Below are 15,731 nucleotides of genomic sequence, written 5' to 3'. Positions count from 1 at the left end.
GCGGGCACAGTCACGATCAGCGGTTGAACTTCAGGTACTTGAAGTGCGGGGTATTCTCGCTCTGCACCTTGAAGTCGATATCGTCACGCATCGACCAGGTGAGCATCTGATGGTGGATGGGCACGTAGACGATCTCGTCGTGCACGAGCTGCCACGCCTCCTCGATCATGGCGTTGCGCGCCTCCTCGTCGGTCTCCTGGCCCATGGCCACGGTCAGCTCGTCGACCCGCTCGTCGGAGTAGCCGGTGAAGTTCCAGCTGCCGCGGTCGCCCTCCTTGGTGTGGTAGAGGTAGTTGAAGACGTACTCGGAGTCCATGGTCGGCACGCCCCAGCCCAGCATGTAGAAGTCGTACTCCTCGCGGGCCAGCTCGGCGAAGTGCAGCGAGCGGGTCTGGGCGACCAGGTCCACGGTGATGCCGATGCGCGCCAGCATGCTGACCACCGCCTGGCAGATCTGCTCGTCGTTGACGTAGCGGTCGTTGGGGCAGTGCAGGGTGACCCGGAAGCCATCGCCGTAGCCCGCCTCCGCCATCAGCTCGTTGGCGCGGTCGATATCGGCGGGCAACACCTCGTCGAGTGCCTCCGAATAGCCGTTGACGAAGGGCGGCGCGATCATGCCGGCGGGCTGGGAGTTGCCGCGCATCACCGCCCGCTGGATGGTGGTCTGGTCCACGGCGAGATCGATCGCCTCGCGCACGCGGCGATCGGCGAAGGGGTTGTCGTCGGTGTCGGCGGTACGCAGCTCGGCGGAGCCGATATCCATGCCCAGGAAGATGGTGCGGTTCTCCGCCCCCTGCTCGTTCTTCAGGCCCGGGGCGTTGGCGAGGCGCTCGATGTCCTGCACCGGGGTCTCCTGGAGCAGGTCTACCTCGCCGGAGAGCAGCGCCGCCACTCGGGTGGCCGCCGACTCGATGGGGGTGAAGATCAGCTCGGAGATCTCCATGGGGTAGTGGTCGATGCCCCAGTAGTCGTCGTTGCGGACCAGCACGGTGCGCACGTCGGGCTCGCGGCTCTGCACCCGGAAGGGGCCGGTGCCGTTGGCGTTGCGCACCGCATGGGTCTCCTCGCCCGCGGCGTAGTTCTGCGGCTCCTCGACGCCGTGCGCCTCGGCCCACTCGCGGCTCATGATGAAGAGGTTGGTGAGGTTGTTGGGCAGCAGCGGGTTGGGGTCGTGGGTCTCCACGTGCACCGTGAAGTCGTCCGCGGCGCGCACCTCCTTGATGGAGGTGAGCAGGCCGCGCATGTCGGCATTCTCGTGACGCGCCCGGTTCAGCGAGAAGACCACGTCATGGGCGGTCAGCGCCTGGCCCTCGTGGAAGGTCACCCCCTCGCGGATCTTGAACACCCAGACGTGGGGGTCGTCCTCATGGACATGCCACTCGGTGGCCAGGCCCGGCTGGTACTCCACGTCCATGTCCTGATAGATCAGCACGTCGAAGATCTGGTGGTTCAGCGCGTGGGTCGGTCCCTCGTTCTGGGAGTGCGGATCCAGGGTCAGGCCGTCGGCGGAGCGGGTCCAGCGCAGGGTCTCGGCATGGGCGGCGGAGGCGACCATGGCGGCCGCCATAGCGGAAACGAGCAGTGTCTTCCTGAACATCTTGTTGTTCCTCGTTCAAGCGTTTGATGGGCACAGGCCCTGACAGGGTTTCTCCCATAACGTAGACGAGAAAGGAAGGCAGTGGCCGTCAACGCTTTCAGCGCCACCCCGCCCTCAGCACTCGATGGCGTTGACCGCCAGCCCTCCCATCGAGGTCTCCTTGTACTTCGCCTGCATGTCGGCCCCGGTGTCGCGCATGGTGCGGATCACCTTGTCCAGGGAGATGAAGTGCTCGCCGTCGCCGCGCAGCGCCATCTGGGCGGCGTTGATCGCCTTCACCGAGGCGATGGCGTTACGTTCGATGCAGGGTACCTGGACGAGCCCACCCACCGGGTCACAGGTCAGCCCCAGGTTGTGCTCCAGGCCGATCTCGGCGGCGTTCTCCACCTGGCCCACGCTGCCCCCCATCACCTCGGCGAGGCCGGCGGCGGCCATGGCGCAGGCGGAGCCCACCTCACCCTGGCAGCCCACCTCAGCGCCGGAGATCGAGGCGTTCTTCTTGCACAGGATCCCCACGGCGCCGGCGGCGAGCAGGAAGTCCACCACGTCGCGCTCACAGGCATCCGGCTGGAACTGCATGTAATAGTGCAGCACCGCCGGGATGATGCCCGCCGCGCCGTTGGTGGGGGCGGTGACCATGCGCCCGCCGGCGGCGTTCTCCTCGTTGACCGCCAGGGCATAGAGGTTGACCCAGTCCATGGCCGACATGGTCGAGGCGATCAGCGAGGGGCTCTCCTCGGCCGCCAGCAGCCGCTGGTGCAGCGAACGGGCGCGCCGGCGCACGTTGAGGCCGCCGGGCAGCACCCCCTCGGCCTCCAGCCCCCTGGCCACGCAGGCCTTCATGGCCTGCCAGATCCGGCACAGCTCGGCGCGCACCTCGGCCTCGCTGCGCCAAACCTTCTCGTTCTCCAGCATCAGCTCGCTGATGCGCAGGCCACTCTCCCGGCACATGCGCATCAGGTCGTCGGCGGTCTGGAAGTTGTAGGGCAGCGCCGTGGCGTCGCTGTCGAGCTCGCCCCGCTCGGCCTGGGCCTCGTCGATGACGAAGCCGCCGCCCACCGAGTAGTAGGTGTTCTGATAGAGCTCGCCGGCGTGGCCGTGGGCGATCAGGCGCATGGCGTTGGGGTGATGCGGCAGGCTGTCGGCGTGCAGCTGCATGTCGCGGGCCCACAGGAAGGGCACGCTGTGGCGCCCGTCCAGTCGCAGGGCGCCACACTCCTGCAGCTCATCGATGCAGGGGGCGATGATGGCGGGGTCGATGCGGTCGGGCCGCTCGCCCATCAGCCCCATGATCACCGCCCGGTCGGTGGCGTGGCCGATGCCGGTGGCGGAGAGCGAGCCGAACAGCTGGACCTCGAGGCGACAGACGCGCTCGAGCAGCTCACGCTCCCTGAGTTCGCCGACGAAATCATGGGCCGCCCGCATGGGCCCCACGGTATGCGAGCTCGACGGCCCGACACCGATCTTGAACAGATCGAAGACGCTGATTGGCATGGCTTGTCACTCTCGAAAACGGTTGTTGTTGTCAGGATCAGCGGTCGAAGACCACGGTGCGACCGGCGTGCAGGAAGACCCGCCGCTCCACGTGCAGGGCCACCGCCCGGGCCAGGGTGAGGCACTCGATGTCGCGCCCCTTGGCCACCAGGTCCTCCGGGTAGTCGGTGTGGCTGACCGGCTCGACCCCCTGGGTGATGATCGGCCCCTCGTCGAGGTCGTCGTTGATGTAGTGGGCGGTGGCGCCGACCAGCTTCACGCCCTTGTCGTAGGCCTGGTGGTAGGGCTTGGCGCCCTTGAAGCCCGGCAGCAGCGAGTGGTGGATATTGATCGCGCGGCCGCTGAGCCTCTCGCACATCTCGCTCGACAGGACCTGCATGTAGCGGGCGAGGATCACCAGCTCGGCGCCGGTCTCCTCGACCACTGCCCACACCTTCGCCTCCTGCTCGGCCTTGGTCTCGGCGGTGATCGGGAAGTGGTGGTAGGCAAGGCCGTGCCACTCCGCCAGGGGAGCCAGGTCCGGGTGGTTGGAGACGATGGCGCGAATATCGATCGGCAGCTGGCCGATGCGGTAGCGATAGAGCAGGTCGTTCAGGCAGTGATCGGCCCTGGAGACCATGATCACCACCGGCATTCGTGTGCCCGGGGCGGTCAGCTCGAAGTGCATCTCGAACTCGGCGGCGCGCTCGGCGAAGCCGGCCTCGAAGGCCGCCTGATCGAACCCTTCCGCCTCGGGACGGAACTCGGTGCGGATGAAGAAGCCGCCGCTCAGGCGGTCATCGAAGGAGTGCTGCTCGGTGATGTAGCAGCGGCGCTCCTTGAGGAAGCGGGTCACCACGTCCACGGTGCCGAGTCGGCTCGGACATTGAGCCACCAGAATCCAGTTGCTTTCCTTGGGCCCCATCATCCTCTCTCCTCTGTTTGTCGCGCCGAGCGTCTGGCTCGGCGCGACACTGGCTCAGGCGAACACGAAATACTTGCGAACGGTCTCGACGACTTCCCAGGTGCCCTTGAAGCCGGGCTCGACGATGAAGATGTCACCGGCCTTCAGGTGAATCGGCTCGCCACCCTCCGGCGTGAGCACGCAGTACCCCTCGCGAAAGTCGCAGTACTCCCACTTGGTATAGTTGACCGCCCACCTACCCGGCGTGCAGATCCAGGTGCCCATCGTCTTGGTGCCGTCCTCGGACGCATAGGCATTGAGGTTGACGGTGTGGGGGTCGCCGGAGAGCTTTTCCCAGGAGCTGGCGTCCAGCAGCACGTCCGGCTGGGCGTCACGCAACAGCTTGATCTTGTTGGTCATCATCCTTCCTCTTCTCAACGTTCAACGCCGATGGCGTATTCGCTTCCCGCATCCAGAATCCAGCGGTAGCAGTAGTCGGCGAAGCTGCGGCGCAGCACCAGCTCCCAGCGCTCCTCGCTGGGGCGGCGCAAGATCAGGTTGGCCTTGGCGAACACCGTGGTGACGCCCTTGCCCACCGGAAAGGCGTCCGGGTGCACGTCGTAGGGCGTCGACTTCATCAGAAGCTCCCGGGCCATCTCGCCCTCGAGCTCGATCAGGGTCTGACCGCCGCTGACGTTGACGATGGCGTAGTTTTTGACAGAGGTATCGCGGGCGCCGCCCAGGGCCTCGCGCAGCCTTCCCTCCAGGGCGAACTCCTCGCCGCCGGGCACGATCAGGAGCCACTCGTCGGGGGAGAGCCACTGGATCGAGCGCTCGCCGCCGTCGTCATGGGCCAGGGTATTGGGGCGCCCCGGCAGGCCGAAGCCGAGCACCTGGCGGACGGCCTCGTCGATGACGATGGCCCCGCCGCGCAGGATCAGGTGACCCAGCATGGCGCGCTCGCGCAGCACCACGCGGCTCTTCTGGCTGACCGCCGGGCGGCCGGTCCTGTGGTAGGACCAGGCCAGCGGGGACTCGGCGGGCACCTCGGTCTCGGGGCGCGCGTCGTAGAGGTTGAACCAGGTGGCAGTTTGCTCAGACATGCTGGCGCTCTCCCTTGGGATCGACAAAGATCGGGCTGACGATTTCGGCGGCGTGGGTCTTGCCGTCGGCCATGGGCAGGTAGACGGTCTCGCCCATCCGCGAGTGGCCGCCCTTGACCACGGCCAGTGCAAAGCCGCTCTTCAGGGTCGGGCTGTAGTAGCTCGAGGTCACGTGGCCCACCATGGGCATGGGGATGGCGTGATCCGGGTCGAAGACGATCTGGGCGCCCTCCTCCAGCACCACCGCCGGGTCCTTCGGCCTGAGGCCCACCAGCTGCTTGCGGTCGGCTCGCCGGGTATCCGAGCGCGACAGCGCCCGCTTGCCCACCCAGGAATAGGGCTTGTCGTAGCCGACGGCCCACTGCATGCCGAGATCCTCCGGGGTCACCGAGCCGTCGCTCTCCTGGCCGGCGATGATGAAGCCCTTTTCGGCGCGCAGGACATGCATGGTCTCGGTGCCATAGGGGGTCAGGCCGTACTTCTCGCCGTGCTTGAACAGCGTCTTCCAGACGTGCAGGGCGTAGTTGGCCTGAACGTTGATCTCGTAGGCGAGCTCGCCGGTGAAGGAGATGCGGAAGACCCGCGCCGGCACGTCGGCCACCCTGCCCTCGCGCCAGTCCATGAACTTGAAGCTGTCGCGATCGAGATCGATGTCGGTGATCTCGGCAAGGAGCTTGCGCGCCTCGGGCCCGGTCACCGTCATGGTCGCCCAGTGGTCGGTCACCGAGGTGAAGGTGACGTCGAGCTCGGGCCACTCGGTCTGGTGCCACAGCTCCAGCCACTCCATCACGCCCGCGGCGCCGCCGGTGGTGGTGGTCATCAGGAAGTGGTTCTCGCCCAGGCAGCTGGTGGTGCCGTCGTCCATCAGCATGCCGTCGTCGCGACACATCAGCCCGTAGCGGCACTTGCCGACGGCCAGCTTCTCCCACTTGTTGGTATAGATGCGGCCCAGGAACTCGCGGGCGTCCGGCCCCTGGATGTCGATCTTGCCAAGCGTCGAGGCGTCGAGGATGCCGACCTTCTCGCGTACCGCCAGGCACTCGCGGGCTACCGCCTCATGCATGGTCTCCTGCTTGCCGTTCACGCTCTTCGGGAAGTACCAGGGGCGCTTCCACTGGCCCACGTCCTCGAACTCGGCGCCGTTCTCCACGTGCCACTGGTGCAGGGCGGTGTAGCGCTCGGGGTCGAAGAGGTCACGGCAGTGGCGGCCGGCGATGGCGCCGAAGGTCACCGGGGTGTAGTTGGGCCGGAACACCGTGGTGCCCACCTCGGGGATCGACCTGTTCAGGCAGCGCGCAGCGATGGCCATGCCGTTGATGTTGCCGAGCTTGCCCTGGTCGGTGCCGAAGCCCATGGCGGTGTAGCGCTTGACGTGCTCGATGGACTCGAAGCCCTCGCGGGTGGCCAGTTCGATGGCCGCCGCGGTGACGTCGTTCTGCAGGTCGACGAACTGCTTGGGCGCACGCAGGGTGGGCTTCTCGTGGGGCACCTGGTAGAGCGCACAGGCCTTGCCCTCGCGGCGGGCGTCGACCTGGGGCAGCGCGATGGCCTGGGCCGTGAGGCCCAGCGCGGCCAGTGCCTCGCACGCCCTGGCCACGCCGTCGGCCAGCCCCTCGGCCAGGTCGTGGATCCCCCGGGCGCTGCCGGCGGCGTGCACGCCCTTCACCAGGCTGGGTACGAAGCCGAGGATCTCGTCGTTCCAGGTCGGCCGGGCACCGGTGTGGGAGGCCAGGTGGATCACCGGGCTGTAGCCGCCGGAGCTGGCGATGGTGTCGCAGGCCAGGGTCTCGGCCTGGCCGGTCACCTTGAAGGCCTGGGCATCGATGGTGGCCACGCGGGCGCCGCTGACACGGCTGCCGCCCTTGGCCTCGATCACCGCGGCACCTTCGATGATGCGAATGCCGCGGGCGCGGGCCTGCTCCACCAGCTCGCCGTCCGGCGCCTGGCGCGCATCGACGATGGCCACCACCTCGCGGCCGGCGTCATCCCAGTCCAGGGCGGCGCGATAGGCGTGGTCGTTGCTGGTGGAGAGCACCAGTCGGTTGCCCGGCACCACCCCAAAGCGGCGGATATAGGTGGAGACGGCGCCGGCCAGCAGGTTGCCCGGCACGTCGTTGCCGGCGTAGACCAGCGGCCGCTCGTGGGCACCGGTGGCCAGCAGCACCTGGCCGGCGCGCACGCGATGCATCCGCGACCGGGAGGGCCGGACGCCGTCGACCAGCGGCGCGGTCTCGCCGAGGTGCTCGGTGCGCCGCTCGTGAAGGGTCACGAAATGATGGTCGTGGTAGCCGTTGGCGGTGGTGCGCGGCAGCAGGGTGACGTTGTCGAGCCCGGCAAGCTCCTCTACCACACGCTGCACCCACTGGGCGGCGGGCTGATGGTCGAGCAGCTCGCGGCTGTCCAGCAGCGAGCCGCCCAGCTCCTCCTGCTCGTCACACAGGATCACCCGGGCGCCGCCGCGCGCGGCGGTCAGCGCCGCGGCAAGGCCGGCGGGGCCGGCGCCGATCACCAGCAGGTCGCAGTGCTGGTTGAGGTGGTCATAGGTATCCGGGTCGGACTCCATGGGGCTGCGGCCCAGGCCCGCGCCCTTGCGGATGAACTTCTCATAGGTCATCCACATGGAGGCCGGGGCCATGAAGGTCTTGTAGTAGAAGCCCGGCGGCATGAAGCGACCGCCCAGCTTGCCCACCAGGCTCATGGCGTCGCGCTGGACGTTGGGCCAGCCGTTGGTGCTGCGCGCCACCAGGCCGTCGAACAGCGCCTGCTGGGTGGCGCGCACGTTGGGCACCTGGGCCGCCTCGCTGCTGCCCAGCTGGACCAGCGCATTGGGCTCCTCGGCGCCGGCGGCGACGATGCCCCGGGCGCGCGAATACTTGAAGCTGCGGTTGACGATATCTACCCCGTTGGCAAGCAGCGCCGAGGCCAGGGTGTCACCGGCATAGCCCTGATAGCGCTTGCCGTTGAAGGTGAAGGTAAGCCGGCGGGAGCGATCGATGCGCCCGCCCTCGTTGAGGCGATTCGGCTGATTGGACGACTGGCTCATGCCTTGACTCCTTCCTTGCGCTCGACCACTTCCGCCCTGGGGGCGACGCTCTCGGCGGCCTCGGCCGGCCGGCCATCGGGATACTCGGCGGTGAAGCGTGGCCGCTCGCCGACCTTGTAGCTCTCGAGGATCTCGTAGCTCACGGTATTACGCGTGACGTTGAAGAACTTGCGACAGCCGACGGCGTGCACCCACAGCTCGTGGTGAATGCCGCGCGGATTGTCACGGAAGAAGAGGTAGTCACCCCACTCCTTGTCGGAGCAGGCCTCGGGCTCCGCGGGGCGCGCGATGTGCGCCTGGCCCTTGGGACGGAACTCCTCTTCCTCGCGGTGCTCCTCGCAGTGGGGGCAGTAGATAAGAAACATGGGATTGCCTCCTTAGTGAGCCACGCCGGCCGCACCGTGCTCGTCGACGAGAGCACCGGTGTGGAAACGGTCGATGGAGAACGGGGCCGCGAGGGGGTGGGCCTGGTTCTTGGCCAGGGTCCAGGCGAACACGTGGCCGGAGCCGGGGGTGGCCTTGAAGCCGCCGGTGCCCCAGCCGCAGTTGAAGAAGAGCCCCTTCACCGGCGTGGCGGAGAGGATCGGGCAGGCGTCCGGGCAGGTGTCGACGATGCCGCCCCACTGGCGGTTCATGCGCACCCGGGAGAAGATCGGGAACATCTCGACGATGGCCTGCAGGGTGTGCTCCACGGTGGGGTAGCTGCCGCGCTGGCCGTAGCCGTTGTAGCCGTCGATGCCGGCGCCGATCACCAGGTCGCCCTTGTCGGTCTGGCTGATGTAGCCGTGCACATGGTTGGACATCACCACCGTGTCGAGAATCGGCTTGAGCGGTTCGGAGACCAGCGCCTGCAGCGGGTGGGACTCCAGCGGCAGCTTGAAGCCGGCCATCCCGGCGAGCACGCCGGAGTTGCCCGCCGCCACGCAGCCCACGGTCTTCGCCTCGATGTCGCCACGGTTGGTGTGCACCCCGTAGACGCGGCCGTCGCGGATCTTGAAGCCGGTCACCTCGGTGTTCTGCAGCAGGTCGACGCCGAGTGCGTCGGCGGCCCGGGCATAGCCCCAGGCCACGGCGTCGTGGCGCGCCACGCCGGCCCGCGGCTGCCAGGAGGCGCCGAGGATCGGGTAGCGGGCGTTCTTCGAGCAGTCCATGATCGGCACGATCTCCTGGATCTGCTTGGGCGTGAGCACCTCGCCGTCGATGCCGTTCAGGCGATTGGCGTTGACCCGGCGCTGGATGTCACGCATGTCCTGCAGGGTGTGGCCCAGGTTCATCACGCCGCGCTGGGAGAACATCACGTTGTAGTTGAGGTCCTGGGAGAGCCCCTCCCACAGCTTCATGGCGTGCTCGTAGAGCGCCGCCGCCTCGTCCCACAGGTAGTTCGAGCGCACGATGGTGGTGTTGCGGGCGGTGTTGCCGCCGCCCAGCCAGCCCTTCTCGACCACCGCCACGTTGGTGATGCCGTGCTCCTTGGCCAGGTAGTAGGCGGTGGCCAGGCCGTGGCCGCCGCCGCCGACGATGATCACGTCGTACTGCTTCTTCGGCGTGGGATTGCGCCACTGGCGCTCCCAGTTCTCATGGTGGCTGAGCGCGTGCTTGGCCAGCCCGAATCCTGAATAGCGTTGCATCTCGTCTCTCCTCGACCGGCCCCGCCGAACGGGGCCGGTTCCACGGGGTTCAGGCGGTGGCGGTTTCGCGTGCCGGGGCTTCGCTGGAGGCGGTGGCGTAGACCGGATGGCGCTCGCAGAGCGCGGCGACCTTCTCGCGCACCTCGGCCTCCACGGCATCGCTGTTGCGCTGCTCGGCCAGCACATCGAGGATGTCGCAGATCCAGCCGGCCAGCTCGGTGCACTCGGCCGCATCGAAGCCGCGGGTGGTCACCGCCGGGGTGCCGATGCGCAGGCCGGAGGTGACGAAGGGGCTCTGGGGGTCGTTGGGCACGGCGTTCTTGTTGACGGTGATATGGGCGCGGCCCAGCGCCGCATCGGCGTCCTTGCCGGTCACGCCCTGCTTGATCAGCGAGACCAGGAAGAGGTGGTCGTCGGTGCCGCCGGAGACCACGTCATAGCCGCGCTCGATGAACACGCCGGCCATGGCGCGGGCGTTGTCGATCACCCGCTGCTGGTACTGGACGAACGCCTGGCTCATGGCCTCCTTGAAGGCCACCGCCTTGGCGGCGATGACGTGCATCAGCGGACCGCCCTGCTGGCCCGGGAAGACCGCGCCGTTGAGCTTCTTGTAGAGGTCCGCATCGCCGTGGGCGGAGAGAATCAGGCCGCCGCGGGGGCCGCGCAGGGTCTTGTGGGTGGTGGTGGTGACCACGTGGGCGTGGGGCAGCGGGCTCGGGTAGAGGCCGGCGGCGATGAGGCCTGCCACGTGGGCCATGTCGACCATGAACCAGGCGCCCACCTCGTCGGCGATGGCGCGGAAGCGGCGCCAGTCGACGACGCGGGCGTAGGCGGAGAAGCCGGCGATGATCAGCTTGGGCTTGTGGCTGCGCGCCAGACGCTCGACCTCCTCGTAGTCGATCTCGCCGGTCTCCGGGTTCAGGCCGTACTGCACGGCGTGGTAGTGCTTGCCGGAGAAGTTCGGCGCCGCCCCGTGGGTCAGGTGGCCGCCGTGGGCCAGGCTCATGCCCAGCACGGTGTCGCCCGGCTTGACCAGGGCCATGAAGGCCGCGGCGTTGGCCTGGGCACCGGAGTGCGGCTGGACGTTGGCGTAGTCGGCGCCGAACAGGTCGCAGGCGCGGTCGATGGCCAGCTGCTCGACCACGTCGACGTGCTCGCAGCCGCCGTAGTAGCGCTTGCCCGGGTAGCCCTCGGCGTACTTGTTGGTCAGCTGGGTGCCCTGGGCCTCCATCACCGCCCGGCTGGCGTAGTTCTCGGAAGCGATCAGCTCGACGTGCGCCTCCTGGCGCACCACCTCATCGGCGATGGCGGCGGCGACCTGGGAATCGAAGGCGGAAAGCGTGGCGTGGTTCATGGAGGACTCCTTTAATTGTTGGATCACGGTACATGCCCCATGCCAGCAATCTATTTTCCAAGGCGTCCAAGAACCAATTTGAAGGGCAAATGCCGGGATAAGGGGGGAGATCCTGCCCTAACCAGGCCGAGGGGAGCCCTGCAGAAGACGCAACAAGACCACGCCCGCAACGGTGTGCGGGCGTGGCCTTGTTTCCGATCAATCCGGCAGCTAACTCATGCGACTTGCCGACGATAGCCGGGTCGCCGGGTCAGCAGGGAGATGCCCACATAGCAGGCCGAGGAGACGGCACAGCCGGTCAGCGGACCGATCAGCCAGCCCACGTCGGCGAAGAGCATCATGTAGCCGCTGGTGAAGAAGCCCACCAGCATGGCACTGAGTGCCCCCCAGGCGCTGCCCTGCCAGAAGGTGGAGATGAACACCGGGCCGATCATGCTGGCCAGCAGGGTGCCGGAGCCGAGGATCCCCAGCCAGGAGAGCATGAAGGGCGGGGCATAGAGCATCATCAGCAGGGCCACGATGCCCAGCACCACCACCGCCGAACGGTTGATCGTCAGCGCCAGACGCTCGCTGGAGACCGCTCCGAACAGCGACAGGCGCAGGTCATGGGAGGTCGCCGAGGCCACCGTATGCAGCAGCGAGTTGGCGGTGGACTTCATGGCGAAGATGATGAACAGCGTGATCACCCCCTGGATCGCCGGATGCATGAACTGCTCCAGGTAGACCGGCATCGCCATGTCGGGGTCGGCCAGGTCGGGCACATGCATGCGCACGTAGAGCCCCACGATGGGGATCAGGCTCAGCAGGGCCCCCAGGATGGCCACATAGACGCCCACCTTGTGCAGCTTGACGTCCGGCCTCATGGCCAGGAAGCGGATGGCCATGTAGGGCAGCACGGCCGCGAACAGGAAGGCATAGGGCAGCACCAGGAAGACGGTGCCGATGGAGTCGCCGTAGTGTGCCCCGGTGGTGGGGTTGAGCAGCTCCGGGTCGATGGCGTTGAGCGACGCCTCCCAGGTGCCCAGGTCCACCGAGGTGAGGATCTGCACCAGGATGATGACCGCCGCCAGGGCCATGCCGCAGACCATGACCGTATCGGTCCAGGCGACGGCGGCCAGGCCACCGAGCATGGTGTAGACGATGATGACCGAGACCATCAGGAAGGCGCTCTGGTTGAGCTCGATCCCCAGCCAGCTGGCACCCAGCAGGCCCACGGCCTTGATCTGGCTGGTCAGGAACACCATCAGCAGCAGGATGGTGATGAAGCCGGCCACGCCCTGGAGCACCCGCCCCATGGCACCGCCGCCGTGGCTCTGGGCGATATACTCGGGAATGGTGTTGCTGCCCATCTCCAGAGCGCGTCGCTGCAGGAAGCGCGCGAAGTAGAGCACCGCGATCATCATGGCGGGGGCGAAGAAGAAGTTGCCCAGCACCTCGATGGCGCCGAACTGGTAGGTAACGCCGGGGGAGCCCATGAAGCCCCAGCCGCTGAAGCCGGTGGCCACGATGGTGCCGGCCGCCACGAAGGCCCCCAGCGATCGTCCGGCCACCAGGAAGCCACCCTCGTCACTCTTGTTCATGTATTTCGACGAGAGGAAGCCAAGATAGATCAGCAGGCCGAAGGTGAGAATCAACAGCCCCCAGTTGAACAGCTTGTAGGCATCCATGATCACCTCCTCAATGAGCTTTCAGCGGATTTACGCTTCAGCTCCCTGCGAAGGTAGGCGGCACCAGCATGGATCAACATGTAGCAGGTAAGCACCAGAAAAGTGCTCAACACCCAGGAATTCATCTGCACACCCTCTTGTTCTTGGTCCGGCCCTCGATGCGGGGCTAGTGGGTTGCCGCTTGCGGCATCATCAAGGTATTTTACGCCCTGATGACCCGCCAATTTGTATGCTCAATGGCCTCATAAAAGATCAAAATGGCATAACCATGACAAATATCCCCACTGACCTGCTGAGAACCTTCGTCACCATCAAGGATCTGGGCGGCTTCACCAGCGCGGGCGAGCTGCTCGGCCGCTCACAGCCGGCCATCAGCCTGCAGATCAAGAAGCTCGAAGAGATTCTCAATACCAAGATATTCCTGCGGGGATCCAGCCTGGAGCTCACCGAGGATGGGGAGTATCTCTACGAGGCCGCTCGCCAGATCCTGGAGATCAATGACCAGATCATCGCCAAGGTCCGTGGCGATCATGTTTCGGGGAAAGTCAGGCTCGGTATTCCCAACGATTTCGAGCTGGCTTTCCTGCCCAAGGCGCTGAGAAACCTGTCGCGGGTCTACCCCAATATCATCATCGAGGTCGACTGCGAGATCAGCAAGGTGATACTGCAGCGCTACCAGAAGGGGCACTACGATATCGCCCTGGCAATGGAGCGCGCCAAGCCGAATGAGGACCGGGATGCTCGCGACTATCGGCTGGAAAGCCTGGAGTGGGTCTACAAGGACAGCCGGCTCGTCAATGGCGATGATGACCCCATCCCGCTGATCGCCTACCCGCAGGGGTGCGTCTATCGCTCCATCATGGAGGAGGCCCTGCAGGGGCAGAAGCACCCCTTCCGCTTCATGTACACGAGTACCAGCCTGCTGGGGATCTTCTCCGCCGTCGAGGAGGGCCTGGGGATCACGGCGATGGCCCGGTCGGTGATTCCCGAGAACCTGAAGCACGCCAGCAGCACCCGGGACCTGCCGGAACTCGAGCGGGTCTGCATCGGCCTCTACTACAAGGAGCGCGAGCTCAACGTCGCCTCTCGCCATGTGCTCGACTTCCTGCGTTCGGGGCTGGCCAATATCTAGCCCGGCCGCACCGGCTCGCTGAGCCCCCAGGCGCCATCACGCAAGGGGCCCGGCAGCCTTGTCGGCTGCCGGGCCCCTCTTCAGGAGGCGCCGCCTCCTTCTCGCGCGACGCCGCTATCCATCAGGCCGAAGCGCTATCGCAAGCCGGCCCCACTCGGCTGCAGGCCGCCGTCGCTCACGGTCTGCATCTCGCCTTCGTCATCGACCTTCAGCACGAGGTTGGGGTCAGGGTTGTTCACCGCCTTCTCCAGCTCCTTGATCGAGCGATCCCGGTTGAGCAGCCGCCTGATCGTGTTGATGATCATCAGCAGGATCACGATCGAGAAGGGGAAGGCGCCGATGATAGTGCCGGTCTGCACCGTGTCGACGACGCCGCTGCCGCCCAGGGTCAGCAGGATCGTAGCCACCGCGCCGATGCTGAGCACCAGGACGACCCGGAACCAGGCGCCGGCCCGCTTCGGCGCCGAGACGAAGTCGGCGAGCGCGTAGGTGCCGGCATCCAGGGAGGTCACGTAGTAGGTCGCCACCAGCACCGTCGCGATCACCAGCAGCAGGCTGCCGACAACCGGGATCGACTCCAGCATGGCGAACAGTCCACTGGCGACGTTGTCGTTCACCGCCGCCGATATGCCGCGCCCAGAGCGATCATCGTAGTAGATGGCGGCCGATCCCAGCACGCCGATCCACACCATGACGATGAGGGACGGAATGACGGTCACGCCGATCACGAATTCACGCAGCGTGCGCCCCCGCGAGATCCGTGCGATGAAGCCGGCAACGAAGGGCGAGAAGGCGATCACCCAGCACCAGATGAACACGGTCCACCAGCCGTTCCAGCTCTGCTGCCAGGAGGTCAGCGGCTCGGTAGTGCTCGGAGCATCGGTCCAGAAGCTCATCGGCACGAAGTTGGTGACATAGGCGCCGAAGGTCTGGGTGATGTTGGAGATGATGAACAGCGTCGGCCCGAAGATGAAGGCCGCGACCACCAGCACGACACTGAGGATCGAGTTCGTTTCACTGATCAGGCGCATCCCGCGGCTGATGCCGAAGAAGGCCGAGATGGCCGCCGCCGTGCCCAGCCCTACGATGACGAACAGCCAGATGGCGGGGCTCGAAGCCAGCCCGGTAAAGGAGGTGAGGCCGGCGGTGAACTGCATCGCCGCGAAGGCGAAGGAGGTGGAGAGGCCGAGGATGGTGGCCATGATCGCCAGCAGTTCGACGACCACGCCGGCACCGCCCCGCGCCCAGCGTGGCAGGAGGTCGACGGTCGCCTCGCGGAACGTCAGGGTCTTGCCCAGGTTGTGGTGGGAATAGGCCAGGCACACCGCCACGACGCAGTACATCGCCCAGGCGGTGAAGCCCCAGTGGAAGTAGGCCCAGACCAGGCCGCCATCCGCCGCGTTGCCTTCGGCCAGCTGAATGACCGGGCTGTCATCACGCAACATGATCGGCTGGGCCACGGACCAGAAGATCAGGCCGATGCCCTGCCCGCACGCGAAGAGCATGGAGTACCAGGCGAAGTTGCTGTATTCCGGCTTCGCACCGGGGCCGCCCAGCCTGACCTGCCGTCCCAGCTTGCTGAACGCCAGCCAGGCACATACCGCCACGGCAAAGAGCGAATAGAGGATGAACAGCCAGGTGAAGCCGCCGGTGACGTAGGTTCGCATGTCGAAGATGACCGAGGCGACGCCGTCCGGCTTGCTCAGCACCATCACGATGAGCGCGATGATGGCGATAGGAGGAGTGAATTGAATGAACAGCCTGCCGATGGGCGGCAGGTCGCGTCCCGTGAATCGTGGGATCGTTACCGGTTCTTTCTTGGACATCTTG

At 66.5% G+C, this 15,731-nt stretch carries 12 protein-coding genes; 1 reads left to right on the top strand and 11 read right to left on the bottom strand.

Annotated elements, in window-relative coordinates; genetic code table 11:
* Positions 1-16 precede the first annotated feature (16 nt).
* The 10 genes from D1793_RS05810 to D1793_RS05765 form a co-directional block, all read right to left on the bottom strand.
* The gene (locus D1793_RS05810) at positions 17-1,597 is read right to left on the bottom strand and encodes an ABC transporter substrate-binding protein (protein WP_119021308.1); all 1,581 of its coding nucleotides are present in this window, start codon (positions 1,595-1,597) and stop codon (positions 17-19) included.
* Positions 1,598-1,711: 114 nt separating this feature from the next.
* The gene (locus D1793_RS05805) at positions 1,712-3,091 is read right to left on the bottom strand and encodes an L-serine ammonia-lyase (protein ID WP_119021307.1); all 1,380 of its coding nucleotides are present in this window, start codon (positions 3,089-3,091) and stop codon (positions 1,712-1,714) included.
* A gap of 37 nt (positions 3,092-3,128) precedes the next feature.
* Positions 3,129-3,995, bottom strand: a complete 867-nt coding sequence (gene purU, locus D1793_RS05800) for a formyltetrahydrofolate deformylase (protein WP_119023594.1) — start codon at positions 3,993-3,995, stop codon at positions 3,129-3,131.
* A gap of 54 nt (positions 3,996-4,049) precedes the next feature.
* On the bottom strand, positions 4,050-4,394 hold the full coding sequence (locus D1793_RS05795; RefSeq protein WP_119021306.1) for a cupin domain-containing protein: 345 nt from the start codon (positions 4,392-4,394) through the stop codon (positions 4,050-4,052).
* 14 nt (positions 4,395-4,408) lie between these two features.
* On the bottom strand, positions 4,409-5,077 hold the full coding sequence (locus D1793_RS05790) for a sarcosine oxidase subunit gamma family protein (protein WP_119021305.1): 669 nt from the start codon (positions 5,075-5,077) through the stop codon (positions 4,409-4,411).
* A complete protein-coding gene (locus D1793_RS05785) occupies positions 5,070-8,120 on the bottom strand; it encodes a sarcosine oxidase subunit alpha family protein (RefSeq protein ID WP_119021304.1) in 3,051 nt (1,016 codons plus the stop codon). The genes D1793_RS05790 and D1793_RS05785 overlap by 8 nt, the downstream gene beginning before the upstream one ends.
* Complete coding sequence (locus D1793_RS05780) at positions 8,117-8,485, bottom strand: sarcosine oxidase subunit delta family protein (RefSeq protein ID WP_119021303.1); 369 nt, start codon at positions 8,483-8,485, stop codon at positions 8,117-8,119. Before D1793_RS05780 ends, D1793_RS05785 begins: the two co-directional genes overlap by 4 nt.
* A gap of 12 nt (positions 8,486-8,497) precedes the next feature.
* The gene (locus D1793_RS05775; RefSeq protein ID WP_119021302.1) at positions 8,498-9,748 is read right to left on the bottom strand and encodes a sarcosine oxidase subunit beta family protein; all 1,251 of its coding nucleotides are present in this window, start codon (positions 9,746-9,748) and stop codon (positions 8,498-8,500) included.
* 49 nt (positions 9,749-9,797) lie between these two features.
* Positions 9,798-11,102, bottom strand: a complete 1,305-nt coding sequence (gene glyA, locus D1793_RS05770) for a serine hydroxymethyltransferase (protein WP_119021301.1) — start codon at positions 11,100-11,102, stop codon at positions 9,798-9,800.
* A gap of 215 nt (positions 11,103-11,317) precedes the next feature.
* On the bottom strand, positions 11,318-12,769 hold the full coding sequence (locus tag D1793_RS05765) for a sodium:solute symporter family protein (RefSeq protein WP_119021300.1): 1,452 nt from the start codon (positions 12,767-12,769) through the stop codon (positions 11,318-11,320).
* A 268-nt stretch (positions 12,770-13,037) separates the two neighbouring features.
* Here D1793_RS05765 and D1793_RS05760 point away from each other — a divergent pair, with 268 nt between their 5' ends.
* The gene (locus D1793_RS05760; RefSeq protein ID WP_162899923.1) at positions 13,038-13,901 is read left to right on the top strand and encodes a LysR family transcriptional regulator; all 864 of its coding nucleotides are present in this window, start codon (positions 13,038-13,040) and stop codon (positions 13,899-13,901) included.
* 134 nt (positions 13,902-14,035) lie between these two features.
* Here D1793_RS05760 and D1793_RS05755 read toward each other — a convergent pair whose 3' ends face one another.
* Entirely contained in the window at positions 14,036-15,727 is a 1,692-nt protein-coding gene (locus D1793_RS05755) for a BCCT family transporter (protein ID WP_119021298.1), read from the bottom strand.
* Positions 15,728-15,731 lie beyond the last annotated feature (4 nt).

Origin of the sequence: Halomonas sp. JS92-SW72 (genome assembly GCF_003547075.1) — a bacterium.
Taxonomy (GTDB): domain Bacteria; phylum Pseudomonadota; class Gammaproteobacteria; order Pseudomonadales; family Halomonadaceae; genus Halomonas; species Halomonas alkalicola.
This window is presented reverse-complemented; position numbering and strand designations above follow the sequence as displayed.

Coding starts and splice junctions, on each gene's coding strand:
- glyA (WP_119021301.1), bottom strand. CDS start 11,102: ATGAACCACGCCACGCTTTCCGCCTTCGATTCCCAGGTCGCCGCCGCC.
- D1793_RS05810 (WP_119021308.1), bottom strand. CDS start 1,597: ATGTTCAGGAAGACACTGCTCGTTTCCGCTATGGCGGCCGCCATGGTC.
- D1793_RS05780 (WP_119021303.1), bottom strand. CDS start 8,485: ATGTTTCTTATCTACTGCCCCCACTGCGAGGAGCACCGCGAGGAAGAG.
- D1793_RS05785 (WP_119021304.1), bottom strand. CDS start 8,120: ATGAGCCAGTCGTCCAATCAGCCGAATCGCCTCAACGAGGGCGGGCGC.
- purU (WP_119023594.1), bottom strand. CDS start 3,995: ATGGGGCCCAAGGAAAGCAACTGGATTCTGGTGGCTCAATGTCCGAGC.
- D1793_RS05775 (WP_119021302.1), bottom strand. CDS start 9,748: ATGCAACGCTATTCAGGATTCGGGCTGGCCAAGCACGCGCTCAGCCAC.
- D1793_RS05765 (WP_119021300.1), bottom strand. CDS start 12,769: ATGGATGCCTACAAGCTGTTCAACTGGGGGCTGTTGATTCTCACCTTC.
- D1793_RS05805 (WP_119021307.1), bottom strand. CDS start 3,091: ATGCCAATCAGCGTCTTCGATCTGTTCAAGATCGGTGTCGGGCCGTCG.
- D1793_RS05790 (WP_119021305.1), bottom strand. CDS start 5,077: ATGTCTGAGCAAACTGCCACCTGGTTCAACCTCTACGACGCGCGCCCC.
- D1793_RS05760 (WP_162899923.1), top strand. CDS start 13,038: ATGACAAATATCCCCACTGACCTGCTGAGAACCTTCGTCACCATCAAG.
- D1793_RS05755 (WP_119021298.1), bottom strand. CDS start 15,727: ATGTCCAAGAAAGAACCGGTAACGATCCCACGATTCACGGGACGCGAC.
- D1793_RS05795 (WP_119021306.1), bottom strand. CDS start 4,394: ATGACCAACAAGATCAAGCTGTTGCGTGACGCCCAGCCGGACGTGCTG.